At 61.3% G+C, this 24,785-nt stretch carries 29 protein-coding genes, 2 tRNA genes and 1 pseudogene; 23 read left to right on the forward strand and 9 right to left on the reverse strand.

The genetic code is table 11. From position 1 onward, the window contains the following. Positions 1–42 precede the first annotated feature (42 nt). From NKI18_RS00095 to NKI18_RS00105, 3 genes and pseudogenes are all read left to right on the forward strand, one after another. A complete protein-coding gene (locus NKI18_RS00095; RefSeq protein WP_352614743.1) occupies positions 43–924 on the forward strand; it encodes a YihY/virulence factor BrkB family protein in 882 nt (293 codons plus the stop codon). An 80-nt stretch (positions 925–1,004) separates the two neighbouring features. Further along, positions 1,005–1,145, forward strand: a pseudogene (locus NKI18_RS00100) (SDR family oxidoreductase); the annotation flags it as partial. Between the two features lie 103 nt (positions 1,146–1,248). After that, a complete protein-coding gene (locus NKI18_RS00105; RefSeq protein WP_352571645.1) occupies positions 1,249–1,752 on the forward strand; it encodes a DUF2314 domain-containing protein in 504 nt (167 codons plus the stop codon). Between the two features lie 70 nt (positions 1,753–1,822). Here the strand turns inward: NKI18_RS00105 and NKI18_RS00110 are convergent, their stop codons facing one another. From NKI18_RS00110 to NKI18_RS00125, 4 genes are all read right to left on the reverse strand, one after another. After that, on the reverse strand, positions 1,823–2,584 hold the full coding sequence (locus NKI18_RS00110; RefSeq protein ID WP_352614741.1) for a glutamine amidotransferase: 762 nt from the start codon (positions 2,582–2,584) through the stop codon (positions 1,823–1,825). A gap of 87 nt (positions 2,585–2,671) precedes the next feature. Beyond that, the gene (locus NKI18_RS00115; RefSeq protein ID WP_023677420.1) at positions 2,672–3,673 is read right to left on the reverse strand and encodes a rhamnose ABC transporter substrate-binding protein; all 1,002 of its coding nucleotides are present in this window, start codon (positions 3,671–3,673) and stop codon (positions 2,672–2,674) included. Positions 3,674–3,719: 46 nt separating this feature from the next. After that, positions 3,720–4,709, reverse strand: coding sequence for an ABC transporter permease (locus tag NKI18_RS00120; RefSeq protein WP_352614739.1), 990 nt, complete (start codon positions 4,707–4,709; stop codon positions 3,720–3,722). Continuing rightward, complete coding sequence (locus NKI18_RS00125; RefSeq protein ID WP_352614737.1) at positions 4,706–7,264, reverse strand: ATP-binding cassette domain-containing protein; 2,559 nt, start codon at positions 7,262–7,264, stop codon at positions 4,706–4,708. The genes NKI18_RS00120 and NKI18_RS00125 overlap by 4 nt, the downstream gene beginning before the upstream one ends. Before the next feature lie 250 nt (positions 7,265–7,514). Here NKI18_RS00125 and NKI18_RS00130 point away from each other — a divergent pair, with 250 nt between their 5' ends. From NKI18_RS00130 to NKI18_RS00150, 5 genes are all read left to right on the forward strand, one after another. After that, positions 7,515–8,744 carry an ROK family transcriptional regulator gene (locus NKI18_RS00130; protein ID WP_353018568.1) on the forward strand — a complete coding sequence of 410 codons (1,230 nt, stop codon included), beginning with the start codon at positions 7,515–7,517 and terminating at the stop codon, positions 8,742–8,744. Positions 8,745–8,935: 191 nt separating this feature from the next. Then, positions 8,936–9,136, forward strand: coding sequence for a CsbD family protein (locus tag NKI18_RS00135; protein WP_023677416.1), 201 nt, complete (start codon positions 8,936–8,938; stop codon positions 9,134–9,136). Between the two features lie 509 nt (positions 9,137–9,645). Then, positions 9,646–10,173: a hypothetical protein gene (locus tag NKI18_RS00140; RefSeq protein WP_352614733.1), complete on the forward strand. Its 528-nt coding sequence runs from the start codon at positions 9,646–9,648 to the stop codon at positions 10,171–10,173. A 265-nt stretch (positions 10,174–10,438) separates the two neighbouring features. Continuing rightward, positions 10,439–10,696: a hypothetical protein gene (locus tag NKI18_RS00145; RefSeq protein ID WP_352614732.1), complete on the forward strand. Its 258-nt coding sequence runs from the start codon at positions 10,439–10,441 to the stop codon at positions 10,694–10,696. An 84-nt stretch (positions 10,697–10,780) separates the two neighbouring features. Next, the gene (locus NKI18_RS00150) at positions 10,781–11,374 is read left to right on the forward strand and encodes an SOS response-associated peptidase (RefSeq protein WP_352614730.1); all 594 of its coding nucleotides are present in this window, start codon (positions 10,781–10,783) and stop codon (positions 11,372–11,374) included. A 99-nt stretch (positions 11,375–11,473) separates the two neighbouring features. Here the strand turns inward: NKI18_RS00150 and NKI18_RS00155 are convergent, their stop codons facing one another. The 3 genes from NKI18_RS00155 to NKI18_RS00165 all read right to left on the reverse strand — a co-directional run bounded on the left by NKI18_RS00155 (position 11,474) and on the right by NKI18_RS00165 (position 13,546). Continuing rightward, positions 11,474–12,019 carry a group I truncated hemoglobin gene (locus tag NKI18_RS00155; protein WP_352614729.1) on the reverse strand — a complete coding sequence of 182 codons (546 nt, stop codon included), beginning with the start codon at positions 12,017–12,019 and terminating at the stop codon, positions 11,474–11,476. A gap of 663 nt (positions 12,020–12,682) precedes the next feature. Then, on the reverse strand, positions 12,683–13,006 hold the full coding sequence (locus NKI18_RS00160) for a hypothetical protein (RefSeq protein WP_352614727.1): 324 nt from the start codon (positions 13,004–13,006) through the stop codon (positions 12,683–12,685). Positions 13,007–13,288: 282 nt separating this feature from the next. After that, positions 13,289–13,546 carry a hypothetical protein gene (locus NKI18_RS00165; protein WP_352614726.1) on the reverse strand — a complete coding sequence of 86 codons (258 nt, stop codon included), beginning with the start codon at positions 13,544–13,546 and terminating at the stop codon, positions 13,289–13,291. A gap of 171 nt (positions 13,547–13,717) precedes the next feature. On the opposite strand from NKI18_RS00165, the gene NKI18_RS00170 reads away from it, so the two are divergent. The 5 genes from NKI18_RS00170 (at position 13,718) to NKI18_RS00190 (ending at position 16,380) form a co-directional block, all read left to right on the forward strand. Next, positions 13,718–14,095, forward strand: coding sequence for a metallophosphoesterase family protein (locus NKI18_RS00170; RefSeq protein WP_352614724.1), 378 nt, complete (start codon positions 13,718–13,720; stop codon positions 14,093–14,095). A 17-nt stretch (positions 14,096–14,112) separates the two neighbouring features. Then, a complete protein-coding gene (locus tag NKI18_RS00175) occupies positions 14,113–14,475 on the forward strand; it encodes a hypothetical protein (protein ID WP_352614722.1) in 363 nt (120 codons plus the stop codon). Positions 14,476–14,633: 158 nt separating this feature from the next. Then, complete coding sequence (locus tag NKI18_RS00180; protein ID WP_352614720.1) at positions 14,634–15,128, forward strand: hypothetical protein; 495 nt, start codon at positions 14,634–14,636, stop codon at positions 15,126–15,128. Between the two features lie 435 nt (positions 15,129–15,563). Continuing rightward, positions 15,564–16,190 carry a hypothetical protein gene (locus NKI18_RS00185; RefSeq protein ID WP_352614718.1) on the forward strand — a complete coding sequence of 209 codons (627 nt, stop codon included), beginning with the start codon at positions 15,564–15,566 and terminating at the stop codon, positions 16,188–16,190. 4 nt (positions 16,191–16,194) lie between these two features. Further along, a complete protein-coding gene (locus NKI18_RS00190) occupies positions 16,195–16,380 on the forward strand; it encodes a hypothetical protein (RefSeq protein WP_352614716.1) in 186 nt (61 codons plus the stop codon). Between the two features lie 52 nt (positions 16,381–16,432). Here the strand turns inward: NKI18_RS00190 and NKI18_RS00195 are convergent. After that, a tRNA-Thr gene (locus tag NKI18_RS00195) sits at positions 16,433–16,507 on the reverse strand. A gap of 160 nt (positions 16,508–16,667) precedes the next feature. On the opposite strand from NKI18_RS00195, the gene NKI18_RS00200 reads away from it, so the two are divergent. From NKI18_RS00200 to NKI18_RS00245, 10 genes are all read left to right on the forward strand, one after another. After that, on the forward strand, positions 16,668–16,898 hold the full coding sequence (locus NKI18_RS00200) for a hypothetical protein (RefSeq protein ID WP_352457710.1): 231 nt from the start codon (positions 16,668–16,670) through the stop codon (positions 16,896–16,898). Between the two features lie 157 nt (positions 16,899–17,055). After that, on the forward strand, positions 17,056–18,348 hold the full coding sequence (gene murA, locus NKI18_RS00205) for a UDP-N-acetylglucosamine 1-carboxyvinyltransferase (protein ID WP_352614714.1): 1,293 nt from the start codon (positions 17,056–17,058) through the stop codon (positions 18,346–18,348). A 299-nt stretch (positions 18,349–18,647) separates the two neighbouring features. After that, the gene (locus NKI18_RS00210) at positions 18,648–19,082 is read left to right on the forward strand and encodes a DUF2948 family protein (RefSeq protein WP_352457708.1); all 435 of its coding nucleotides are present in this window, start codon (positions 18,648–18,650) and stop codon (positions 19,080–19,082) included. Between the two features lie 4 nt (positions 19,083–19,086). After that, positions 19,087–20,379, forward strand: coding sequence for a histidinol dehydrogenase (gene hisD, locus NKI18_RS00215; protein WP_352614712.1), 1,293 nt, complete (start codon positions 19,087–19,089; stop codon positions 20,377–20,379). 2 nt (positions 20,380–20,381) lie between these two features. Next, positions 20,382–20,867, forward strand: coding sequence for a UPF0262 family protein (locus NKI18_RS00220; protein ID WP_292663977.1), 486 nt, complete (start codon positions 20,382–20,384; stop codon positions 20,865–20,867). A 1-nt stretch (position 20,868) separates the two neighbouring features. After that, positions 20,869–21,336 carry an arsenate-mycothiol transferase ArsC gene (locus NKI18_RS00225; RefSeq protein ID WP_352614774.1) on the forward strand — a complete coding sequence of 156 codons (468 nt, stop codon included), beginning with the start codon at positions 20,869–20,871 and terminating at the stop codon, positions 21,334–21,336. An 89-nt stretch (positions 21,337–21,425) separates the two neighbouring features. Then, positions 21,426–21,644 carry a translation initiation factor IF-1 gene (gene infA, locus NKI18_RS00230; RefSeq protein WP_006200926.1) on the forward strand — a complete coding sequence of 73 codons (219 nt, stop codon included), beginning with the start codon at positions 21,426–21,428 and terminating at the stop codon, positions 21,642–21,644. A 25-nt stretch (positions 21,645–21,669) separates the two neighbouring features. Next, complete coding sequence (locus tag NKI18_RS00235) at positions 21,670–22,299, forward strand: Maf-like protein (protein WP_352614710.1); 630 nt, start codon at positions 21,670–21,672, stop codon at positions 22,297–22,299. Next, positions 22,296–22,487, forward strand: coding sequence for a DNA gyrase inhibitor YacG (gene yacG, locus NKI18_RS00240; protein WP_023677402.1), 192 nt, complete (start codon positions 22,296–22,298; stop codon positions 22,485–22,487). The genes NKI18_RS00235 and yacG overlap by 4 nt, the downstream gene beginning before the upstream one ends. Positions 22,488–22,919: 432 nt before the next feature. Beyond that, positions 22,920–22,995: transfer RNA gene (locus NKI18_RS00245), tRNA-Phe, on the forward strand. Between the two features lie 963 nt (positions 22,996–23,958). Here NKI18_RS00245 and NKI18_RS00250 read toward each other — a convergent pair. Next, entirely contained in the window at positions 23,959–24,777 is an 819-nt protein-coding gene (locus tag NKI18_RS00250) for a class I SAM-dependent DNA methyltransferase (protein WP_353018576.1), read from the reverse strand. Positions 24,778–24,785: the final 8 nt, after the last annotated feature.

A 24,785-nucleotide genomic window follows, 5' to 3' on the forward strand; every position in this document is an offset into this window, starting at 1 on the left:
GCGGCGCCGCTACTTGTTTGCTGACAGGCATGCGAGGCGGATATGTGGAATTTGGCAGCAGAGGGCTGGAGGCTCCTCAAGCAGAGCGTCATCGGCTTCATCGACGACAATGCGCTGAGCCATGGGGCGGCGATAGCGTTTTATGCCACGACCTCGCTTGCGCCGATCCTGCTCATTGTTGTCGCTATTGCCGGCATGGCCTTCGGGCACGAGGCGGCGCAACTCGCCCTTTCGGCACAGATCGCTGGCCTGATGGGGCCGCAAAGTGCCGAGCTGCTGCGAGCTACGATCGAAAACGCCTCGCAGAAGGAAGCCGGAACCCTCGCCAGCATTCTGGGGCTGGTCACGCTGTTCGTCGCCGCATCCGGCGTGTTCGGCGAGATGCAGCTGGGGTTGAACGAAATCTGGAAAGTCAAACCGAGCGGGGCAACGATTTCACGAATGGTTCGGGCACGCATTGCAAGCCTGGGCCTGGTCGCCGCCCTCGGTTTTCTGCTTCTGGTGTCGCTGGTCGTAAGCGCTGCAATTTCGGCGCTCGGAGAAGTGATCAACGCTTACCTGCCGTTCGGCACCATCATCCTGAGCGCCATCAACGGGATCGTCTCGTTTGCCCTGATCACGCTGCTGTTTGCCGCAATCTACAAGGTGCTGCCGGACCGCAGCCTGCAATGGCGCGATGTCGGCATCGGCGCCGTGGTCACCGGGTTTCTGTTCACCATCGGCAAGTCGCTGATTGGCTGGTATATCGGAACCAGCGCCATCTCATCGTCATACGGCGCGGCCGGCGCCCTGCTCGTCGTGCTGTTATGGGTCTATTATTCGGCCGAGATATTCCTGCTGGGCGCCGAATTCACGCGAGCCTATTCGGTTCGACACGGCAGCCGGTCCGATTTGAAGAACAAGGTGGAATCGCATGACAAATGAGTTCACGCCGAAATTCGACCTCGCCGGCAAGGTGGTACTGGTCACCGGGGCCTCGCGCGGCCGCGCCTGCGCACTCGCCTGCATGTGCTGGCCACATTCCGCTCGGCCGCATCGGCGACCCGATCGACGTCGCGGGCACCGTGGTGTTCCTCGCCTCGCCGGCGGCGTCACTGATCACTGGCGCGAATATATTGGTGGATGGCGGTTGGTCGGTGGCGTGATAGGGCTCTTTGGCTGGTAGTGCGACACCGCTTCGCGAGCGCCGTCTCTCCACACCAGGAAGAAGCGCGCGGACTTCGCAAGGTTAGTCCAAGAGGTCTTTTAATGAGCGAAAAATCTCAATCGAACGGTGAATTCGACGAACCGCGGAATGAGCCACTCTTCACGGCTATCTCGCAGACAGACCCCGCCTTCCTAGCAGCTTACGATCGCGCGCTTGCGAGTGTGCCGACATTTGTCGAACATATCGAGGGAAATGCAGATGCCTTCTGTTCCGCGAAGCTTCGGTTTCGCGATCCCGACGAGTCCGTACGTCTTCGGGAGGACCACTTTGTTTTCCTTTGGCTTGCCGCTGTGCATTATCATGCTGAGGAGCGGCTATTTTCAGGTACGTTTTTCGAGGTGCCACCCGAGCTTCAGAAATGGCATCAAGTCGGACAGCGACTTTCGTTTGAAGGCGATGATATTTTCGATTGGATGGTTCTCGACGCGGGGCACTTGCAGGGGGGATTCACATTGCGTGTAACCCGAGACAAGCTTCCTGAGAAAGATCGTGGCTCATACGATCGATACATCGGGGTTTCGGTTTATGAGCCACTGCCGTCCTGATTCAACGCATGCTTGATAGCCTGGTCTTTCGTTGGAGGATTGGGCAGCCGCACTGGTCAAACCAGCTTTCTCATTCATCGCCGGCGAGCCAACGGACCATGTTCGCCATCAGTCTTCCGTAGAACGGCCATCCGAGGAAATCCTGCGAGAGCCAATGCGGGCCGATATCGGTTGCCCAGGCAATCGTGCGGCCGCGGCCATGGCTACCGACGGCAAGGAGCGGCCAGTCGGCGCCGCGATGGTGGCAGGTCGCCAGAAGCCGGGACGAACCGTCGCGCCTGAATTCCAGCTTGTTCATGCCGAGAATCGGCGGCAAAGGCCCCTCCACCCCGGAAAAAATCGGATGTGACGACTGCAGGATGGAGGCCTGCAGGCCTTGCGGCACCTCCATGCCGTCGCAGTAGGGTAGGCAACGGATCGGCAGAACGTCCTCGACCGGGGTGTCGTGGAAACGCGCCGTCCCGAACATGCCCTGAAAGCCCATGTAACCGCCGGCCAGCATCAGCCCGCCGCCACCTTCGACATAGGCCTTGAGCACATCGAGGCGGTTGACGCCGACACGCCCGGCGCGGGCATCCGGCGTCACCAGCAATGTCAGGGCGCCGACGTCGGAGATCACCACCGCCTGATATTGGGCGAGCCCATCGAGGTCATAGGGAAACTCCGCGCTGCAATGCTCGCCGCCGATCTGCGCGACCGCGATGCCTTCAGTGGCCAGTGCGGCATTGAAGGCCGTCGCGCCATTTGTCGAGGCCGCACTTGTAAGCACGTCGCTGCCGATGGCGACCGACGTCGTCGCCGCAAAGGTTTCGCCTGCAAGCAATATCTTCATTGCCGCCCCGCACTGTTTTCATTTCGAGAGGTTTTTAGGAAGGGCGCCGGATGGACCGGCGCCCCCTAGAACTCAAGCTCTATAGGATCAGAATTTGAACTCGGCCAGATTTTCGGGAGTCACGATCTTGGCCGGACCAAGGATCAGTTCGCCGCCAGCGCCAATCGTGTATTCGCCGAGCCTGCCTGCCGTGAACTTCTCACCCTCCTTGCCGGTGATCTTGCATTGCGCAAACGCCTGGGCCGTCTGATAAGTAAGATAGCCAAGATCGGTGACGTTCCACCAGATATCCTGAGCCGCTTCGTCCTTGATGTATTTCGAGATCAGAGTGGCCGGCGCGAGGCCGGTCAGCTTGACCTTGCCGATCATGCCCGCTTCCTCGAGTGCACGCGCGGCCGCCGGAAGGCCGATGCCTGCCGGGACGATGATCACCTTGAGATCGGGAAACGCCTGGACCAGCGCCAATGCCTGCTGCTGGTTGATCTGTTCGCTTTCTTCGCCATAGGCCACCTGCACCAGCTTCATTTTGGAGAACTTCGGCTCGGCCGCCATCTTCGCCTTCATGAAGTCGATCCAGGCATTCTGGTTGGTCGCCGTCGGCGTCGACGACAGGATCGCGAATTCGCCTTCACCGCCGCTGAGGGCGAATGCACTTTCGAGCATCATCTCGGCGAGGCTGTCGCCCTTCACCTGATTGACGAACACCGCACGCGCATCGGCGGCCACATCGGAGTCATACGAAATCACCCTGACGCCCTGCTGAACGGCGCGCTTCAGCGCAGGCGCGACGGCATTGGCGTCGTTGCCGGCAATTGCGATGACTCCGACCTTCTGCGACACGAGGCTGTTGATGAATTCGATCTGCGCCTCGGCGGTCGCCTGCGATGGGGCGACCTGGGTAGCGGTGCCGCCAATTTCCTTGGCTGCCTCTTGTGCGCCTCCGAAGGCCACTTTGAAGTAGGGATCCGTGTCGAGCTTGGGCAGGAAACCGACCGTTACGGGTTCCTTGGCGCACTCCTGGCTGAAGGCCAGCGAGCTTGGCGCAAGCAGAACCGCGGATGCGAGCAGGGCTAATCTAAACGCTTTCATTGTGACTCCTCCGTCAAAATTCGGGCTTGAAGGAAGGGGCCCGAGATCACCCCTTTGTCTCGCGCATTGCGCGGGATCTGCTGAGCATCTCCTGTGTGGAGCGCCAGTAATTGCCGACCAGCAGCGAGCCGATCAGAAGCAGGCCGATGATCATGCCCTGCGCGTCGCCACCGATCTGGTTCAGCGCCAGCACGTTGCGGATGATGGCGATCAGGACCAGTGCCAGCATGACGCCGGTCAGGCGGCCCTTGCCGCCAAAGACGCTGACGCCGCCGAGCAGCACGATGGTGATGACGTCGAGCTCCATGCCGAGCGCATTGTTGGCGCGGGCGTTGGAAAGGCGCGCGGTATAGACGATGCCGGCTATCGCCGCGACGACGCCCGAGACGACGAACAGGTTCAGCACCATCCGGCGCGTGTTTATGCCGGAATAGCGCGCCACTTCGGGGCTGCCGCCGAGCGCGTAGATGCGCTTGCCGGTCGGCGTCTTCTGCAGCACGACCGCAAACACCGGCGCCAGCACCAGGAAGGGCACGATGGTCCACGGTATCTCGGTGCCAGGCAGGTTGTTGATGCCGAAATCGACAACCGCGGGCGGCAGGATGTTGACCGAGCCGGTGCCGAGCAGGATGTAGCCAATGCCTCGATAGAGCGCCATGGTGCCGAGCGTCACAACCAACGACTGCAGTCCAAGGCCCGAGACCAGATAGCCGTTGAAGGCGCCGAGCAGGCCGCCGATGACGAGCGTCAGCGGGATTGCGGCAAGTGTCGGCACACCGGCCTGGACCAGCAAGCCAAAGACGACGGACGTCAGCGCCAGCACCGAGGCGATCGACAGGTCGATCTCGCGGGTGATGATGAGCAGCGTCATCGGCAGGATCAGCAATGCCTTTTCCGAGGCGCTGGCGGCCAGTTGCGAGAGATTGAAGCCGGAAACGAAATTCGGCACGAAGATCGCGGCATAGAGGAAGATGGCCACGCAAGAGGTCGCCAGCAGCAGATCCCAGAAGTCGATCGAACGGAGGAACTTTTTCACCGCGCCCTCGCCTGTCTTGCCTGCTCGGCCCGCCGCACGATGAAGGTGTCGATGCCGATGGCGACCAGGATCACGAGGCCGTAGACGCCCTGCAGCCACAGCGGGTCGACGCGCACCAGCGTCAGCCCGTTCTTGATGACGAGCAGCGTGAGCGCGCCGAGGATGATACCGAGCAGCGTGCCCGAACCACCGCGGATGGCGACGCCGCCGACCACCGCCGACGCGATCACGGTGAGTTCGAAGCCGAGCGCGACGCGTGCATCGATGGTCGCATAGCGCGATGCCCACAGCGCACCGCACAGGCCGCCGAGCAGGCCGGCCATGCCAAAGGCCAGCAGGATGCGCCGGTCGACGGGGATTCCGATCAGACGCGCGCCGTCGGGATTGGAGCCGGCGGCGAACAGTTCGCGCCCGATCGCCGTGCGATTGAGCAGCACATAACCCAGGCACAGGATGACGATCGCGATGACGACGATCAGCGGCACGCCGGCGATCTTCAGGCCGGTCATGTCGAGCCAGGCTTGCGTGACTTCGTCGGCGCTGATCTGGTCACCGGCTGCCCAGATCGAGTTGAAGCCGCGGAAGATCGACATCGAGGCCAGCGTGACGACGATGGCCGGGATCCTTCCCCTGGTGACGACGAGGCCGTTGATCAGGCCGGCGACGCCACCGACGGCGCATGCGGTTATCAGGCCAATGCCGATGTCGAGCCCTGGATAGGCCTGGACCATGCTGGCCGCCATGTAAGCCGACAGGCCGATCACCGCAGCGATCGAAAGGTCGATGTTGCGGGTGATCAGCACCAGCATCTGCGCGAGTGCTGCAACGACGAGCAAGGCGGCATCCATCGACACGGCGGTCAGGTTTGCAGCGCTCACCATGCGCGGGTTGATGATGGTGACCGGGATGGCGACCGCCAGCATCGCGGCGAGCAGACCGAACTCCCGCCGCTTCAGTATGTCGAGCGGTCCTTTTCTCTTCTCCTCGCCGGCGGCCTGTGCCGCCGCATCGGCGCTTTCGCCGGCCTTGGTCGCTGCTTCCAGCACCTTTTCCTGGGTGGCTTCGCCCCTGGCAAATTCGGCCGTCCGATGGCCTTCGCGCAGGACGATGATGCGGTCGCACATGCCGATGAGCTCGGGCATTTCGGAGGAGATCAGGATGATTGCCATGCCCTGGGCGGCAAGGTCGGCGATCATCGCATGCACTTCCGCCTTGGTGCCGACGTCGATGCCTTGCGTCGGCTCGTCGAGGATGAGGACGCGCGGTTCGGTGCGCAGCCATTTGGCCAACACCACCTTCTGCTGGTTGCCGCCGGACAGTTCCTTTACCGGCTGCGCGTAGCCGGAAAAGCGAAGCTTCATGCGCTTCAGCCAGTCCGAAACCAGATTGATCGCGCGGTTCGTGCCGTAGAAGCCGGAGCGGGCTGCCTTGTCGAGGACTGGCAGCACGGCGTTGTCGAGGATGGAAAAATCCATCACCAGGCTCTGGCCCATGCGGTCTTCAGAGACATAGGCGATACGCGCATCCATGGCGTCGCGTGCCGACGCGAAGCGCACAGCTTCGCCGTCGATCAGGATTTCGCCGGCATCGGGCTGGTCGATTCCAAACAGCACGCGCGCGATCTCGGTCCGCCCGCTGCCGACCAGGCCGCCGAGCCCGAGCACCTCGCCGGCATGGAGCTTGAGGTCGATATTGGAAAAGCCACCGGCGTGCGAAAGCCCCCTCGCCTCCAGCACCAGTGCGCCGGTGGCGTGGCTTCGTTGCGGATAGAGGTCGGTGACCTCGCGGCCGACCATCATGCCGATGGCAGCGGCGCGGCCAAGCTCGGCCTTCGGCTTGACGCCAATGAGGCGCCCGTCGCGCAGCACCGCGATGCGGTCGGCGATGCGGAAGATCTCGTCCATGCGGTGGCCGACGAACATCATCGCCACGCCGTGCAGCCGCAGGTCGGCGACGACGGTGAACAGCCGCTCGACCTCGCGCTGCGACAGGGCGGCCGTCGGCTCGTCCATGATCAGCACCCGCGCGTCGAGCGACAGGGCGCGGGCGATCTCGATCAGTTGCTGTTCGGAGGTGCGCAACGTTCCGAGCCGGGTTTCGGCCGGCACGTCGAGGCCGACTGTCGCCAGCACCCTGCGCGCGCCGGCAAGCATGGCGGCGTTGTCGATGCCGCCGAAGCGGTCGCGCGGCATATGGCCGAGATAGATGTTCTCCGCCACCGAAAGATCAGGGAAAAGACCGGGGTGCTGGTGCATGACCGAGATGCCGGCAGCCTGGGCGTCGTGCGGCGAATGGAAGACTACAGGCTTGCCATCGACTTCGACATGGCCGCCGGTCGGGAGATACACGCCGGCCAGCAGCTTTACGCAGGTGCTCTTGCCGGCGCCGTTTTCGCCAAGCAGAGCCAGCACCTCGCCTGAGCGCAATTCGAAGGACGCGTCCTTGAGGGCAATCGTGCCGCCGAAGGCTTTTGTCGCCTGAACCAGGGCAACGGGGACAGCCGCGTCGCTCTTCACCATGGCGTCGGCTTCGCCTAATGCGCCCAAGTGCAGCACCTTTCCTCCCTGGTCCTGTTTTTTAAATTTGCTATATTAAATGGCCGAATGCCGCAACTGGAAAATTGACTTCCATGGCCGCGAAGGGCACTGTCGCGTCGCGCCCGGGTGCGATTGGAGTGCTCGACCCCGCGGCAGCCTCAAAGCTGCAAGCGGCTGGAGTGGCTCTGCGGGAATGAATGGGGAGGCGCCGGTTTTGTCCGGAAGAGGCAGCAATTCGGTCAAGGTTCGGCATTATAACGAGCGCTTCGTGCTTGATGCCATTCGCCGCCTGAAGGAGGCATCCAAGTCCGATCTGGCGCGCGCCGCAAATCTGACGCCGGCCGCGGTCGCCACCATTGTCGACGGGCTGGAATCGTCCGGATTCGTAAAGCAAGTGGGGAAAAGGTTCGGGCAACGCGGATCGCCATCCACTCTCTACCGACTTGCACCTGAGCGTATCTACAGCGTCGGCATCAAGATCGGCCGGCGCGCGCTGGAAGCCGTGCTCGTCGACTTTGCCGGCGAGGTCCGCTCGCGCGAGTCGCACGAATATCGCTTTCCGGATCCCGACATGGTGCTCAAGGCCGGCAACATGTCGCTGGCCAATTTCGACAAGCTGGTCGAGGGGCTTGGCGATGCCAGCATCGTCGGCGTCGGCATCGCCTCGCCATATTTCCTCGGCGGCTGGAGCGAAGAGCTCGGCTTTCCCGACGATCTCGGCAGCCGCTGGGAAGCAATCGATCTGACGACGTTCTTCGCCACAAAGCCGAAGACCCCGGTCTTCGTGGAAAACGACGCATCATCGGCCGCACTCGCCGAACTCATCCAGGGGACCGGCGCGCGGTTCCGCGACTTCATGCATATCTCGATCGACACCTTTGTCGGCGGTGGACTGGTGCAAGGCGGCAAGGTCCATACCGGGCCGCACGGCAACAGCGCCGCGCTCGGTCCTTTGCCGGTCTCGCCTTCAAGCCTCGATTCGGTGGCGGCCAAGCCGGCGCGCTACCAGAGCCTGCTGCATCGCGCTTCGATCTATGTGCTGGTCAATCATCTCAAATCGCGCGGCATCGAGATCAACCGCGTGCGCGAACTCGACCCCTTGCCGCCAGGGGCGCGCGAACCGCTGTCCGAATGGATCGACGATTGCGCCAATGCGCTGGTCGAGGCGATCATCGCCATCACCTCCGTCATCGACATCGAGGCGATCGTTCTCGACAGCATCCTGCCGCGGCCGATCCATCTCGAGCTGCTGGCAAAGGTGCAGACCCAGTTCAACAGGATCAGCGCCATCGGCATCGTGGCGCCGGAAATCGTCTCGGGACAATTCGGCCCCGAGGCCTCGCCGATCGGCGCGGCGATGCTGCCGTTCTCGGCACTGTTGGCGCCCGACAGCGGCGTGCTGATGATCGGCAAGGACAGAACAATGCTGCCGGGCAGCCTTTCGAGGCTTGCCAGCCAAGGCCAACCAGCAAGAAGCTCAGCGCCTTCAACGGCATAAGATAGTGCCGCGAAAGAGCATCAAGCTCCGGACATCATCAACATCAGCTCACAGTCAGGCACGGGCACGGCGGGCTTTTTGCGCCGGCACCGGAACTTTTAGCGGCTGCTAATCTTCATTCATTACCGACATCGAATGCTGATCGGTCCGCGCTCCGCTTTAGTGCGGGCCTAGGAAGCAAGGAGGAACATATGAACTGGGATCAAATCAAGGGAAAATGGACGCAGTTCAAAGGCAAGGCGAAAGAGCAGTGGGGTGACCTCACCGACGATGATCTTGATCGCATCGAGGGCAATAGGGACCAGCTTTTGGGACGTATCCAGGAGCGATATGGCATCGCCAAGGAAGAGGCAGAGCGCCAGGTAGATGACTGGTCCCGAAGCATCAGCTGAGCCTTGGGCGCAACGCCGTCTGCTGCCCCACCACCGGGGTGAAACTCTGCGTCGCCCGCCGTGCCGACTGGTGCGGTGGGCTCTTTCGACAGCGAGGCCCGCGAGGAACCTTTAGCCGCATCTAATGTTCCACTTGCGTGGCGGGCTTCGCCTCGGCGTGCGCCCAGCCCAGATGCAAGGAGTGCAATCATGAACAACATTATCTGGCTGGTCGGCGCCATCGTGATCGTAATCGCCATTTTGAGCTTTTTGGGTCTGCGATAGCATCTGAACCCTCTCTTCGAGTCGGCGACCGTCCCCGCTCGGCATGGCCTCAGCACGCCCAAGCTGGTCAGACTTAGGTCCCAAGCAAGACGCTCTGGGGTTGGACCGAAGCCCCGGCTGAGGAACGTAGCCGGCTGGCTCACGTTGTGGTGAGCTTTGGCGCGACGAAGATGCGTCCGGGCGGAAGAGTTCAAGCCAGGGAGGAGAGGCCCGACGCTCCGAACGGGCGGCGGGCCTGGGCGTAAATGCAAACGATCAGCAGGCTGTTCAATTCCCATGCCCAGGCAGCACGTGCCGTTGCCAGGCTTCAGGCTGCCGGGATTCGTCGCCGGCAAATCAGCGTCGTCGGATCTTACAATGACAATGATGAACCGATCAGCGTTGCTGGATATTACGACGATGAGATGAGCGCTCTCTGGCGGGGTGCCGTCGCTGGTGCCGCACTTGGCGCGACGGCTGGTCTGTTGGCCGGCTTCAGCGCTTTTGGAGCTCAAGACGTTGATCCTGCGGGGATGACCGGCATGGCCCTGGTCGGTGCGGCTTGGGGCGGCTTTGCCGGCGTGCTTCTCGGAACTTTCGCCAATTTCGCCCAGAAGCCGCGCAAGCCGAAGATCGCAGAAGGTGTCGTACTGGTGATGGCCCGCGTCGATGAAAGGCAGGCCGGCGCCGCGCATACGGTGCTCCGGAGTTTCGCGGAGATGCCTTCCGGGCCGATGAAGAGGAGCGCTTTGCCAAATTCAAGCCGGCTCCGCGTCCGATCTGGTGCCCGATGAAGTTTGTTTCGCGAAACAGGAATTCAAACCGGAGGCGCCCGACGAAAGCTTGGCAAACCAACACTTTGGAAGCATGCGGGCTACTTGCCGTCGTGTTGTCCTTTATTCTTACCGTTCTGTTGGTTGGTCTCATCCTTGGCTGAACCCATGCCCTTGCCACCGGCGACACTATGCCCGGCAATTGGCGAAGGTTGTGGCCAGTTCGAAGGATTAAACCATTCGTGCTAAGCGTTAATAGCTTGTAGCCATAGGAGAGGACGCCAACGTGGACAAACGGGCTGAAGGAGACGCGGAGAGATTGGCTCGAGGCGAGTTCGAGCTCAAAGCCGAACGATATGGTGTGAACGCCTTTCTTCTCGTTGTCGAACTCGTAAATCTGCTGGAAATGCGTGGAACGATCAGCAGCGACGACGTCGCGAAAATAGCCGAAGCCGCCGCACTTGCCGTTGCCGCATCCAGCGAACCCGACGTGAACAGCATCAATCTGTTGCAGGCCATCGCTGCCGCACGCCGGCCCAAATAGGCTTATATCAAATCCGCCAGCAATCGGCGCCCACCGATAAACGCTATGTTGAACTGATCTCGGTCGAGCGTGCGGAGCCATTCCATGTGCAATGACTACGAGCAGCACATCGCCTGGGCCGAATACTGCCGGATGATGGAATCGCTGGCGCTCAAAATCCCCAGCCATCAAAACGAATTGGATCTGCCGCAGGCGGATGACATCCACATCAACGACCCCGCGCCTGTAATGCGCGCCGCCGGCGACGCAATCGAACTGGCGTCGATGACGTTCGGCTTTCCCCCGGCCGGGCCAAAAGGCGGACCTGTATTCAACTTTCGCTCGGAGGGCCGGCAGTTCAGCAACAGCACGCGCTGTCTCGTTCCGGCGTCGGCATTCTTCGAATTCACGGGAACGAAATATCCAAAGACCAAGCACAGGTTCACGCTGAATGGCCATTCGTTCATGGCGATTGCCGGGCTGTGGCGCGAGGGTGTCGGCAACAAGCCGCCGACGTTCACGATGCTGACGACCGATCCGGGGCCGGATGTCGCGCCATATCACAATCGGCAAGTGGTTGTGCTGCGGCCATCGGACTGGGCGGCATGGATCCATCTGACGAAGTCCGAGGCTGAACTCATGCTGCCACTGCCGGAAGGGTCGCTCAGTGTGGAAACAGCTCGGGCAGGTTCGGAGTAGGAACCATCGGAAGACTGCGCGCGCTGAGCTACGGCCGCGCCGCATCGTCACGGCGACGCGCGCCATGCTCAGAACGAATGCCCGCGCGATATAAGCGCTTCAGCCCGGCTTGACGTAGCCGGCGGTGACCTCGTCCTTGTGGGCGGCGAAAGCTTCCAGGACTTCGGTTTTCTCAGGCTTCGGAATTTTGAAATGATCCAAGGTCCGCCCGAGTTCGGCTGCGACCTCATCGAATTCCGCGGGGGAAATCCGCAGGTCGCGATGCGCCTCCTCGAGACCGAGCGGCGTCGTGCCGGGCTTGGTGGCGACGAACTTGAAGGGCCCGCCAGAAACGTCGCAGACCCACAGCGTGCGCATGAACTTGAGGCCGGGCAACCTTTCCAGGTTCTTGGTGTGCCATTTGCGCAGCTGCGGATTCTTGGATTTCTTGCCGACGATCGGGTTCTTCACGACGGCGTCGCTGAAGTGATCGATCACCGCTGCGATGGCAAACACGCCGCCCAGCCGCTCATACAGACTTTTCTCAGCTGTGGTTTTCTTGGCCTGGGCGAGCGCGTTGTCGGCAGGCAATACCGCCGTCGATGCCGCGGTCAGCGCCAGCGCGGCGACAACACTTCGTCTTGTCAAAGAGGTCGAAATTTTCATCCCTGGTTCCCTTCGCGGTTAGGCCAGAGCGAGCCGCAGCCTGTCTGGCGGGCTTCATGAAATGACATTCGGACACTTTGCCGTATTTTAGCACCGTCTAACGAACTAACGAGCCGTTCGCCCGAATTATTCCGATTGGGCGCATTGTCATGGTCAACATGCGTCAAAAGGGGCGAAGGCCGCGCGGATGAGGAAGGCTTAGCAGGCGTCGCTGCACGCGGCAGAGGTCGCGAAGCCACTTCGGCCGCATCTGTGCCCCTGACCTTGGGCATTTTCCTTCTGTGTCGTGTTGTCGGCGGCAATCAGCCCCGGTAGGGGGCGTACAATCGCTTCCCGCGGCTTTGCCGGCTGCTTGCGGCCAATAGCTTGTGCTTTTCGAAGATCGCGAGCTTCTGCGGATAGGTCATCCGCACCTTGGCGTTGCACCCGTCGCATCTGAAGTGCGCGATTGTTCTTAGTGCGGAGCCCTTTCTTACCGCCGGGTGTGAGCAATCCGGACATTCGAATGTGAGCGCGACATCAGATAAGTCTTCGGCCAAACCCATTTCTATCCCCTTCGCAAGCTCGGTGGCTACACTCTGGCGATCATCAATGGGCAATTCAGATGCCAATCCGATTGTGCCAATGCGGGACTAGAACAATTCGCCTCGGAACGCCGCCTAGCTAGTGCGCCTTCTCTGCGCCTTTTGAGCGACGAAGAGACCTAACTTCCTCCAGCAGTTCGCGCTCATTGGTAGTCACGTTTCGGAAGATTGCGACAATCATCACCGCCAAGGCTTCGGCATCCAGGCTTAGAGGGTCAATGTGCTCATCTGCGCAAACCTGATCAAACACGCGTTCACAAATAGCCAAATCGTGAGGGCTGAGGCGAGTGCGATTGAAACGCCGGCGCGACATTTGCGAGCCTTCGACGCCCGCCGCCCCGTTGCAAAAGAAGCGGGCCTTGGCAAGAAACGCGAGTTGTTGAGCGATTGTTCCCGGCTGCAAGCTTTGTTAAGCCGCCTGGGCGCATTGTCATGTCAACATGCGGCAAAGGGCGACGACGTGCGGGTGAGGAAGGCTTAAGACGTTGCTGCACGATTTCCGGAGGGATCGAGAGAGCCGCTCGCCTTCGCATCACAAAGCGCGTCGACGCCTGACGCTGGAGCTAGACCAGACATTCGTCAGGAGGGCGGACCCCCGGCCGACAATCGGGAGTAGGAATGGTGCGGCGCCAAACCACTGCCGCGGGCCTCGTTGCGGCGCGCCGAGGGCATACCCACGAAGCTCTTACTCTAGCTCCGGCTTTGTGACTTCCATCTTCACTGCCACTGACCGGCTTATCTCCGCCACCATGCCCACCGCGACACCGACCAGAAAGTACAACAGACCCTTGTCGATAGCCTCGCCTGTGGAGCTGGAACCTAGGTATCTCGGGGCCATAGTTTGATCGGTCGTGAAAGCAATGGTGAAGGCAAGCACCGCCCGAAAGCCGCCAAGGATAACCAACACCCACGCAATGACCCGCCCCAACTTTGTGAAAAACATAGACCCCTCCATTTCCTTATCCTCGTAGCTACTTTGTACTGACGACAACCGCAACTAGGCGACCCGATTGGTATACCCCAGCGAACCGAAACGTGGCAGATTGAACGGGCGGCGAGCGCACGCGAGCTTAACCGCATATGCATGGATAGGCCAAGGAACCAGTTCGCAGCGATGAACAAACGGACGCTATTCGAGGATTTCGTACAGCTGAGCGTAAGGCTGAATGGGCTCGTTGTGCCGGGAAGGTTGATCGAGCGGACCTTGGCAGCCTACTCTTTCAACCTCGTCGTATATAACAACCACGAGACGTACAAGGTCTCGTTGGTCGGGTCTGCGACCGCCGTCCACTTCAACGGCAGGTACATTCTGCTGTGCAGCAATCACCAGCTCAGAGACGTAGACCCCCAGCAGGTGGCGATGCTGAGGGACGGCGGACGTTTCCTCGTCACATCGGGGGGTACAGCACCTATCAGGCTCGTTCAGACACCGATGCGAATGACATCGCTGCCTTCGATTTCACAGAGCCCGTTGAAGCGCACCCCGATCTGAAGAAGCGCTTCTTCGACTTGACGGATTTGCCACCCGACACGCCCGTTACAAATGTGATGGCGATGCTGCTGACTGGCTATCCGTCCGCAGGGCAAACCTACGACTTGGAGACAAAAAACCATCTTGGGCTGGCTCGCCAGAACGCAGTTTGCGAGCCGGACGGACAGCCGAACGACGACGCTTTGATGCGGGTGCGTGCCACAAGCCCTCTTTCCATCGACCCGGACGGCATGAGCGGCGGTTCCGCCTTCGTGATCCAGATGGTGGGGACGGACCTTCGTGCGTATTTCGCCGGTGTTATCTTGCAGGGTAGCAAGAAGCTTTTTCACGTGCTGAAGCCGGGCTACGTCGTAGCATTTCTGCGCAGCGTCTACCCGTGAGTGTCCCCACCGGGTCGACATAGGCATAGGACGAGGCCGGCACGGTAGAAGCAGCGGCGGGCGTACGTCGAAGGTGACTGTGGTGCAACGATGGGCCGTTCCTGATAGATCACCTTGATTGTTGGCGCATATCCAACGCGCATTCGAGCGGAGAACGGATGAACGAGAAACCAGACCGAGAGCGACAGCTGGTCGTCCAAATTGTGAAGGGCGCAACTCTCCAGCAAACCGACGCGCTCCGTACGTGGGCGTTGACACTCCTTGAAATCCGCCAGTCGGGATTGCCGGCTCGAACGAAGGCCAAACAAGCCGTCGCCGCAACGATGCACGGCAAAGTCGTGGGACCGATACTCAAGAGTGCGCTCGGACGAGCGAAGAGCGTTGGATGGGACAACAGAACCATAGCCCAACGCCTCGGGCTCGGCGGCGCGGCTGTAGGGGTGGCCATGTTCGGCGGTCAAAGTGCGGGGATTGCTGCCCTCGGGATGGGCGTCGGGGTGCCCCTCTGGGCGGTTCTGGGAGCCGGCTCGATGTTCGCGACGTACCTGTATGAAGAGCTTACCGAGGCGCCGCCGACCGCCAAGAGCGGGGCCACCTATAGGGTCATAGACGCCGAAAAAGAGGACGGGCCTCCGCCCTCGGGCAGGGAGTAAGCAAGCTGTGGCCATAAGGTGTACCTAGCTGAACCTACGTGGAGAACAACGGCGTCCCCTACAAATTCCATGGCCATTCTGTAGTCGACCCGGCGAAAGATGGGTATTTCTTCCGAAACCTCAGCGTACTCAATTTAGACTAGCACTGCCGCCCCCTTTCAAACCCCATGAGCACGGTGAGCACATGGGAGCACCGGAGCATTGGAGCAGCGGGAGCACACGGCGCAGATTTAACTCTTTGATCTGTAATCTTAATCTAAGACGACTTGCGCCAAATCGCTCAATTCGATGACTTGACAGTACATTATGCTCTGCACATCGGTTGTGATGTAATCCACTCTGGGCAGGCTGAAAGCCGCTGTATCGCGCAGCCCATTCAATCGTTGCACCCTGCGGCCAGCTATCCGACACTGGTGGTCATGAAGGAGTTGACCCATGGCAAACGGACGACAATCGACAGTCAAGAAAATGAAAATGGCGGAACGAGCGCAACATCAAATGGATGTGCACTTTCCAAACTACTTGGAAGCCTGGGTTTGGCGCCGGAAGACAAATGATGGCTACACCACCCTGCCACGTACGCTTCCGATCGCAATGCAGGCGATCGATCAACAGTCGAAAGGTATCCCAGCAGGCCACACACTATTTTGTTTATGGGCGCGCGCACCCGACCACCCAGTCATCACAATTGAGAACCCCGCCACTTTCGCAGCAGAGGCCGGCTTTATGGGGCCACGCGCCGTCGATACTTGGCGCAAGCGAATGAAACGTTTGCGCGAGCTTTGTTTCATCGACACCAAACCCGGTCCCTCCGGTGATTTCCACTACGTCCTTCTTCTGAACCCGAACGTTGCTGTGGAACTGATGCGAACCGCAAAACAGGTGCAGGACGTTGTCTATTCGAGGTTCATTGACCGACTAACAGAAATCGGCGGGTACGGCGAAATAGAGGCGATCCGGGCATTTTGGCTGCAACAACAATTAGCGTTAGCCGCAGCTGCGCAGGCAAAAGAAAGCAAAGGCGATGAAACCGCAGCAAATACCGAGCAAGCCCCTGCCTGATAGAATGAAGCGCCTCAATACGATGCTTGGGAATTTCTCATTCAGCCCGTCCGTAGTGACACCCATCGCCGTCGTCATGATGCTAATCATTGCAGCTGCAGCAGGCTACCGACTGGAGATCGACGCGATCGGCCTTCGGTTCGAGCCGCAAGACTTGCCCAAATCGCAGGATATGCCGAAGCTGCCCTAAAGTATGGCCTTTATGCCGCACAGAAACTTGTTGTTAATCAAAAAGAATGGACTGGTGCTGCGAGAGAGGATTGAACTCTCGACCTCTCCCTTACCAAGGGAGTGCTCTACCACTGAGCTACCGCAGCCGCCGATGGCGGGGCTTCTGCCATATCGAACCGGCAAGCGCAAGGCCAAGACAAAGACGGGTTGAAAGGCCGCACCGGGCGATCGTTGCGGACATGGCCGTGCCACAATGTTGGCTATCCCTTGATACGCACCGGCGGGTCGCCGGCCGGGGACAGAACGATGAACGGCAAGACAGTTTCTCCGAACAAGGATGGATCACCGAAGAAGGATGGTTCAGCGAAAAAGGCCGGAACGGGCCGCAAGGACCGGCTGGCCGAGCAATTGCGCGCCAACCTGCAGAAGCGCAAGGCGCAATCGCGCTCACGAAGGACCGGCGACGCCGACAAGCGGCGCGCTGGCGAGGCCGACGAGCGGCCGGAGGGGCTGCAGGCGGCGATGAAAAAAGATTAACGCGAATCGGCTATGTTGGTCGCCGGTACATTGGCCAAGTCGGCGTGGGCCAAAGTGGGGAGTAGCCTGTTTCTTGAACCAAGCCGGCCAATGGTCTAGATGGCCGCAACAGACTCAACCGATTTAAACCGGCCGTGGCGCCGAGGGGACGCTCTTCATGGATCGCATCAGAATTGTCGGCGGCAACAAGCTTGCCGGAAGCATTCCGATCTCGGGCGCGAAAAACGCTGCGCTGCCGCTGATGATCGCCGCGCTTTTGACCGATGACACGCTGACGCTGGAAAACGTGCCGCATCTGGCCGATGTCGAGCAGCTGATCCGCATCCTCGGCAATCACGGCGTCGACTATTCGGTCAATGGCCGCCGCGAAAAGCAGCAGGAAGGCTATTCGCGCACCATCACTTTCTCCGCCCGCAACATCGTCGACACGACGGCGCCTTACGAGCTGGTGTCGAAGATGCGGGCCTCGTTCTGGGTGATCGGCCCGCTGCTGGCCCGCATGGGCGAGGCCAAGGTGTCGCTGCCCGGCGGCTGCGCCATCGGCACACGGCCGGTTGACCTCTTCCTCGAAGGCCTGCAGGCGCTGGGCGCCGATATCGACGTCGACACCGGCTACGTCATCGCCAAGACCAGGAACGGCCGGCTTGTCGGCAACCGCTACATGTTCCCGAAAGTTTCGGTCGGCGCCACCCATGTGCTGATGATGGCGGCCTCGCTGGCCAAGGGCGAGACGGTGCTCGAAAACGCCGCGCGCGAGCCGGAGATCGTCAACCTCGCCGAATGCCTCAACGCCATGGGCGCGAAGATATCGGGCGCCGGCACGGCGACCATCACCATCGACGGCGTCGAGGCGCTGTCGGGCGCCCGCGTGAGGGTGATCCCCGACCGTATCGAGACCGGCACCTATGCGATGGCCGTGGCGATGACCGGCGGCGACGTCGTGCTGGAAGGCGCCCGGCCCGACCTGTTGCAGACGGCGCTCGACATCATTTCGCAGACCGGCGCCGAGATCACGCAGACTAATTCCGGCATCCGCGTCAGGCGCAACGGCGCCGGCATTTCGCCGGTCGACGTGACGACGGCGCCCTTCCCGGCTTTCCCGACCGATCTGCAGGCGCAGTTCATGGGCCTGATGACGATGGCCAAGGGCAAGTCGCGCATCACCGAGACGATCTTCGAAAACCGCTTCATGCACGTCCAGGAACTCGCCCGGCTAGGCGCCCACATCACGCTGTCCGGCCAGACGGCGATCGTCGATGGGGTGGCGAAGCTGAAGGGCGCGCCGGTCATGGCGACCGACCTTCGCGCCTCGGTGTCGCTGGTCATCGCCGGCCTTGCGGCCGAAGGCGAAACTACGGTCAACCGCGTCTACCATCTCGACCGCGGCTTCGAGCGGCTGGAGGAAAAGCTGTCCGGCTGCGGCGCGGAGATCGAGCGCATTTCGGGGTAACGATAGCAGGCTCAGGTCGGCGCTGCCCTCATCTGCCTGCCGGCATCTTCTCGCCGTATAGGGACGGGGAGTAGGACCGCCTCGCGAAGGATTTCGCCAATCTCCGGCGTTGCGGAGAGGGTGCCGAGGTTGCGGCCAGCCCCTACACCCGTCCCTATACGGGAGAAGGTCCCAGCAGGGGGATGAGGGGCGGCGCCGACCGGAGCGATTGCCTGGCCAAGACCTCCGGCGCGGTTGCACGAGCCGGAAAGACCGCCTAACAGAAGGTCGAATAATCAACTCGCAGGTGCGAATTCCGCATGAATGGCCTCAAGCTTGTCGCGCTCGACGATCAGGATCTGAGCATCATCTCGGCGCATGTCCAGGATGCCGTCATGAAGGTCAGCGATCTCGAATACCTGCCTTCGGTAAAGCGCTTCGTGCTGACCATGAACCGCTTCGTCTGGGAGGCGAAATCCGGCTTCTTGCGCCAGCACAATGAGCGGCGACAGGCCGTGCTGCATTTCGACCGGGTGCTCGGCGCCAAGACCAGCGGAATTGCCCGCGACAAGCCCGACGAGGTGCTGTCGCTGCTGGCGATCAGCTTTCTCGCGCTCGACAAGCCGGCCGGCATCGTCGAGCTGATCTTTTCGGGCGGCGGCGCGATCATGCTCGATGTCGAATGCATCGAGGCACGGCTTGCCGATGTCGGCGGCGCCTGGGAAGCGACGTCGCGCCCGGTCCACAGGGTTTGAGCCGATGGCCATCACGCTTCGCCAGTCCGACGCCGATTTCGAGCAGCGCTTTGCCGCGTTCCTGCTGACCAAGCGGGAAGTCTCGGCCGATGTCGACGCCGTGGTGCGCGAGATCATCGCCAAGGTGCGTGCCGAGGGCGACGCGGCGCTGGTCGGGTACACGCAGAAATTCGGCGGCGGTGACCTGGCCAGGCTCGGCATCGCCGTCTCCAGGGACGACATTGCCAAGGCTTACGAGGCCGCCGATCCGCAGACGGTCGAGGCGCTGAAATTCGCGCGCGAGCGCATCCGCGCCCATCACCAGCGGCAGCTGCCGCAGGACGACCGCTACACCGATGCCGCCGGCGTCGAGCTCGGCTCGCGCTGGACGGCGATCGAGGCCGTCGGGCTCTACGTGCCGGGCGGCACGGCGAGCTATCCTAGTTCGGTGCTGATGAACGCGGCACCGGCCAAGGTCGCCGGCGTCGAGCGCATCGCCATGGTGGTGCCGGCCTCCGGCGGCGAGGTGCCGCCGCTGGTGCTGGTGGCAGCCGACCTTGCCGGTGTCTCCGAAATCTACCGCGTTGGTGGCGCCCAGGCGATCGCGGCCCTTGCCTATGGCACCGAGACGATAAAGCCCGTCGCCAAGATCGTCGGCCCCGGCAATGCCTATGTCGCTGCAGCCAAGCGCCAGGTGTTCGGCACGGTCGGCATCGACATGATCGCCGGGCCGTCGGAAGTGCTGGTCGTCGCCGACGGCAGCAACGATCCGGACTGGATCGCCGCCGACCTGCTCGCCCAGGCCGAACACGATGTGTCGGCGCAGTCGATCCTGATCACCGACGACCGTGCCTTTGGCGTAGCGGTCGAACAGGCGGTGGAGCGGCAGTTGCAGAACCTGCCGCGCGGAGAAACGGCGGCGGCGAGCTGGCGCGATTTTGGCGCCATAGTCCTGGTGCCGACGATCGAGGCAGCACTGCCGCTGGTCGACCGCATCGCGGCCGAACATGTCGAGCTTGCCATCGACGACCCAGAGGCCTTCCTGGCGCGGATGCGCAATGCCGGTGCGGTGTTTCTCGGCCGTCATACGCCGGAAGCCATCGGCGACTATGTCGCCGGCTCCAACCACGTGCTGCCGACGGCGCGCTCGGCGCGCTTTTCGTCCGGGCTTTCGGTGCTCGATTTCGTCAAGCGCACCTCGGTCCTGAAGCTCGGGCCGGAGCAATTACGGGCGCTGGCGCCGGCGGCGATCACGCTCGCCAAGGCGGAAGGCCTCGATGCGCATGGGCGCTCCGTCGCCATCCGGCTGAACATGTAGAAATGTCCGACTACGACCAAACCCGCGCCAGGCTGATCGATGTCGAGCTCGACGAGACGATCGGCCGCTCGACGCCCGATGTCGAGCATGAGCGGGCGGTGGCGATCTTCGACCTGATCGAGGAGAACCGCTTCCAGCCGGTCAATGACGACGGCGCCGGCCCGTACCGGCTGAAACTGTCGCTGGCCGAATCCCGGCTGGTGTTTGCGGTGGCGCGCGAGGACGGCGCAGCCGTGGTCACCCACATCCTGTCGCTGACGCCGCTTCGGCGCATCGTCAAGGATTACTACATGATCTGCGAAAGCTATTACGATGCCATCCGTACCGCGACACCCAGCCACATCGAGGCGATCGACATGGGCCGGCGCGGCCTGCACAATGAAGGCTCGCAGACGCTGATGGACCGGCTTGCCGGCAAGATCGAGATTGACTTCGACACGGCGCGCCGGCTGTTCACGCTGGTTTGCGTGCTGCACTGGCGAGGCTGAACTGGCCGCCCCGCTGCCCCGCCCGATCCTGCCCCGCTCGATCCTGTTTGTCTGCGGCATGAACGCCGTGCGCTCGCCGATGGCCGAATTGCTGGCGCGCAAGGTGCTTCCGCCCACCACCTTCGTCGCCTCGGCGGGAGTGCGCGGCGGCGAACGCGATCCGTTCGTCGATGCCGTGCTGGCCGAAGAAGGGCTGTCGCTCGGCGAACGGCACCCGAGAACGATGGACGACCTCGATGACGATTATTTCGACCTGATCGTGACGCTGGCGCCGGAAGCTCACCACACCGCGCTCGAGCTCACCCGCTCGCTGGCCGTCGAGGTCGAGTATTGGCCTATGCCCGACCCGACCGGCGTCAGCGGCACGCGCGAGCAGATCATGGCCGCCTACCGCGACGTGCGCGAGCGGCTGAAGGCGCGGATCGGCCGCCGTTTTCTCGGCAACGGGGCTGAAAACGCCGCGGATTAAGCATGTTCACAAGCGGGCGTTTATCATATAGGTTCCGCGCAACTTTCCGGCCGGGGCGCTGGAAGTACCCATCCAAGCAAAGGTATCGAATGCCGAAGGAAGAAGTCCTCGAGTTTCCGGGTGTCGTGACGGAACTGCTGCCCAACGCGATGTTCAGGGTCAAGCTCGAAAACGAACATGAAATCATCGCCCATACGGCCGGCCGCATGCGCAAGAACCGCATCCGCGTTTTGACCGGCGACAAGGTCCTGGTCGAGATGACGCCCTACGACCTGACCAAGGGCCGCATCACCTACCGCTTCAAGTAAGTTCAAGAACCCGGCCGGGATCGCGATGGGCATTTTGCAGAAGCTCGTGCTTGCCTCGGGTTCGCCGCGCCGGATCGAGCTGCTGCAGCAGGCCGGCATCGAGCCGGACCGTGTGCTGCCGGCCGATGTCGACGAGACGCCGCTGCGCGCCGAGCACCCGCGCTCGCTGGCCAAGCGCCTGGCAACACAAAAGGCCGAGAAGGCGCTGGCTTCGCTGAAGACCGAAGCCGACTACCTGCCGAGCTTCGTGCTGGCCGCCGACACGGTGGTTGCCGTCGGGCGGCGCATCCTGCCCAAGGCCGAGACGCTCGACGACGCCGCCAACTGCCTCGGGCTTTTGTCCGGCCGTTCGCACCGGGTCTATTCCGGCATCTGCCTGATCACGCCGGGCGGCAAGCAGCGCTTGCGGCTGGTCGAGACCAGGGTGCGTTTCAAGCGGCTGCCGCGCGAGGAGATCGAGGCCTACATCGCATCCGGAGAATGGCGCGGCAAGGCCGGCGGCTATGGCGCCCAGGGGCTTGCCGGCGCCTTCGTCGTCAAGCTTGTCGGCTCCTACACCAACGTCGTCGGCCTGCCGCTCTACGAGACGGTAGCGCTTTTGAGCGGCGAAGGGTTTAAGGTGCACGCCAACTGGCTGTCGGGTGCGCGGATATGAGCCCGGACGACAAGGTCACGCCGTTGCGGCCCAAGCGGCCCTGCCCCGAATGCGGCAAGCCATCGGCGCGCGAAACCTACCCGTTCTGCTCGACGCGCTGCAAGGACATCGACCTCAACCGCTGGCTGAAGGGGGTCTACGTCATCCCTGGCCGCGACGACGAGGACGAGAACGACGACCAGAAATAGCGCCGTCCACCTGCGGTTTTCCACAGGTTTGGGACGATTTCGCAGCCGCGATCGTGACCGATGATCGGCCTTGCGGACTGCCTGTCGTTTCCCGCCTGAAATCAATGTCCAGAACTTGTTCCATCCGGGCACTGTCGGACGGAACAGGTTCTGGCGTTTTGTTTGAGCATGATCTTTTCCGAAAACCGGATTCCACTTTTCGGGATCATGCTTTTTGTTTGAGCATGATCTTTTCCGAAAACCGGATTCCACTTTTCGGGATCATGCTTTTTGTCTGAGCATGATCTTTTTCCGAAAACCGGATTCCACTTTTCGGGATCATGCTCTAAGCGCTGGACAGGCCGAATTCCCGTGCTATAACCCACGCGCTTTCAAGGGGTGCCGACGGCGCTTTCATGAACCCGGTGTGCAGATCGCCGCCCGCCGGAGCAGGCCCAGATAGCTCAGTTGGTAGAGCAGCGGACTGAAAATCCGCGTGTCGGTGGTTCGAATCCGCCTCTGGGCACCACTACTTCTTCATATAAAATCAAGGGCTTGCGGTGTCGCCAACTTGGCGACTTACGGCATTTCATGTCGCGCCGTGTTGCGAACTGTTACCGTTGATTTTCAAGGGTTTCCTGCGACTGTCGACAACTCCACGCGACATGAGCACGCGTAAAGCGCGCCGATGTTGCTGTCCGATCAATCGGCTGCTCGATTAGCGAGCACGGACTGTAGGAAGCGAAGCGAATGAGGTCTGGTATGACTTTTGTACGCGGGGCAAAGGCCATACCAGAGGATTCGGTCAGGCCTCAACAGGCGAACGATAGAGGTCAGCGACGAAGACGTCTCTCAATTCTGGGATGCGATAGGTGCCGCCGACCGCAAAAGGCAGATCCTCATCGCTGCATACACGCAATCCATGCCGCAATCCGCTGAGGAAGAGGCGCTTGACGCGGATCAGCAGGATATTGCCGATGGCTTCGAGAGGCGGTTCGCCAGCGCTGAGCTATGGCCCGAGCAAGCCGCTTTCAGACGTTCTCTCATGCGTCTTTATGGTTCGAGATGCGTGGGCACTGTTTACGAGAGGCTTACAGGCCGGCAGGTGCGGCATCGGGCCAAACCGGAGTTCATACGCAGGCATTACGAGGAATTCGCGTCCCGCAATCGGCAGGGAGATACTTGAACGTCAAGACGTCTGGAAATTACGGCGCGAACCCGCGTTACGTTGCCGGAATCCCCCAATCTACGAAAGTACCTCGCGATGTCTGGATGCTTGCGATCGTCCTGCCTCAAAAGGGCAAGTGCATCGTTGGTCACCGGCGAGCGCCGTCGCCAAACGCACTGATGCGCGGAGGCGAGCAGCGCTTTGTCTGATTGAGCCAAGCAAAGCGCAGCCAAAAACGACACTCGATCCTTTCCTGCCAATAGCTTCAACAAAGACCAGCCTCATGGCAAATGCTCGGTTTCAAATTTCATGTGCCCGCCGGCTTTACCGCTTTCTGGCAACCACCAGGAAATTCTGCGCAAGCTCCGCCGGAATCCTGGCACTTGCGCAGATCCTTTCAAACGGCACGATCAATATTTCGCAGAGTCTTGGCAGCAATTTCCCGGGTCGCGGCAAAAAACCGTACCCAACTATCCGCTCGACAATAAAGCCATTTGCAATGAGCGTCTGCTCGTATCCTTTAATGCTCAAAGTATGGCGGACTGTCCCTCCTGCATAACGGTTCAGAATGCGGCAGACCAGCCCTATTGGCGAGGTCGCATTCATGTGGATATTCGAGATAAGCAATCCACCTTCGTTCAAATGCGCGCTGATGGCCGACAGTGCATCCTTCCTGAGCTCATCTTCAGCATTGAGGAAGAATCTGAATGCCGTGACCACGTCGAACCTTTCGGCAAGCGGAGAGAACGTAATATCAGCGCGGACTAATTTCACGTTCTTCGGAACCCGTGCGCTAGCCAGCATAGATTGGGAGATGTCAACGCCGACGACTTCACCAAAAAATTGAGCTGCGATATTTGCTATGCGGCCTGTGCCGCATGCGAAGTCCAGGCATTTCCGGTTCGGCCCGCCGACAGGCAGGAGAATACGTTCGACCAAAGGCTTTTCGATACCCGACCACAGAGCTGCATAGTAGCCGGACCGGAACGTGTCGGAGTAATGGGCACCGTACCCATCCGTCTGGTGGCTTGCTCGGTAATCCCGACGAGCGGGTGCACGGTTCTCATGGACGCTGCCTAACGGTCGCGACTGCGCCCGCAGAAATCTGCGAATGCCAACGAACGATCTCACCGTGAGCACCATGCAACTCG

The sequence above is a fragment of the Mesorhizobium sp. M0800 genome (assembly GCF_040320095.1).
Classification (GTDB): Bacteria; Pseudomonadota; Alphaproteobacteria; order Rhizobiales; family Rhizobiaceae; genus Mesorhizobium.

Bases quoted from the DNA above. Each gene is read 5' to 3' on its own strand.
- NKI18_RS00170 (WP_352614724.1), top strand. From the start codon at position 13,718: ATGAACAAACGGACGCTATTCGAGGATTTCGTACAGCTGAGCGTAAGG.
- NKI18_RS00110 (WP_352614741.1), bottom strand. From the start codon at position 2,584: ATGAAGATATTGCTTGCAGGCGAAACCTTTGCGGCGACGACGTCGGTC.
- NKI18_RS00135 (WP_023677416.1), top strand. From the start codon at position 8,936: ATGAACTGGGATCAAATCAAGGGAAAATGGACGCAGTTCAAAGGCAAG.
- NKI18_RS00095 (WP_352614743.1), top strand. From the start codon at position 43: ATGTGGAATTTGGCAGCAGAGGGCTGGAGGCTCCTCAAGCAGAGCGTC.
- NKI18_RS00165 (WP_352614726.1), bottom strand. From the start codon at position 13,546: ATGTTTTTCACAAAGTTGGGGCGGGTCATTGCGTGGGTGTTGGTTATC.
- hisD (WP_352614712.1), top strand. From the start codon at position 19,087: ATGGCCATCACGCTTCGCCAGTCCGACGCCGATTTCGAGCAGCGCTTT.
- NKI18_RS00210 (WP_352457708.1), top strand. From the start codon at position 18,648: ATGAATGGCCTCAAGCTTGTCGCGCTCGACGATCAGGATCTGAGCATC.
- NKI18_RS00105 (WP_352571645.1), top strand. From the start codon at position 1,249: ATGAGCGAAAAATCTCAATCGAACGGTGAATTCGACGAACCGCGGAAT.
- NKI18_RS00155 (WP_352614729.1), bottom strand. From the start codon at position 12,019: ATGAAAATTTCGACCTCTTTGACAAGACGAAGTGTTGTCGCCGCGCTG.
- NKI18_RS00185 (WP_352614718.1), top strand. From the start codon at position 15,564: ATGGCAAACGGACGACAATCGACAGTCAAGAAAATGAAAATGGCGGAA.
- infA (WP_006200926.1), top strand. From the start codon at position 21,426: ATGCCGAAGGAAGAAGTCCTCGAGTTTCCGGGTGTCGTGACGGAACTG.
- yacG (WP_023677402.1), top strand. From the start codon at position 22,296: ATGAGCCCGGACGACAAGGTCACGCCGTTGCGGCCCAAGCGGCCCTGC.
- NKI18_RS00140 (WP_352614733.1), top strand. From the start codon at position 9,646: ATGCAAACGATCAGCAGGCTGTTCAATTCCCATGCCCAGGCAGCACGT.
- NKI18_RS00235 (WP_352614710.1), top strand. From the start codon at position 21,670: ATGGGCATTTTGCAGAAGCTCGTGCTTGCCTCGGGTTCGCCGCGCCGG.
- murA (WP_352614714.1), top strand. From the start codon at position 17,056: ATGGATCGCATCAGAATTGTCGGCGGCAACAAGCTTGCCGGAAGCATT.
- NKI18_RS00190 (WP_352614716.1), top strand. From the start codon at position 16,195: ATGAAGCGCCTCAATACGATGCTTGGGAATTTCTCATTCAGCCCGTCC.
- NKI18_RS00115 (WP_023677420.1), bottom strand. From the start codon at position 3,673: ATGAAAGCGTTTAGATTAGCCCTGCTCGCATCCGCGGTTCTGCTTGCG.
- NKI18_RS00150 (WP_352614730.1), top strand. From the start codon at position 10,781: ATGTGCAATGACTACGAGCAGCACATCGCCTGGGCCGAATACTGCCGG.
- NKI18_RS00220 (WP_292663977.1), top strand. From the start codon at position 20,382: ATGTCCGACTACGACCAAACCCGCGCCAGGCTGATCGATGTCGAGCTC.
- NKI18_RS00250 (WP_353018576.1), bottom strand. From the start codon at position 24,777: ATGGTGCTCACGGTGAGATCGTTCGTTGGCATTCGCAGATTTCTGCGG.
- NKI18_RS00200 (WP_352457710.1), top strand. From the start codon at position 16,668: ATGAACGGCAAGACAGTTTCTCCGAACAAGGATGGATCACCGAAGAAG.
- NKI18_RS00180 (WP_352614720.1), top strand. From the start codon at position 14,634: ATGAACGAGAAACCAGACCGAGAGCGACAGCTGGTCGTCCAAATTGTG.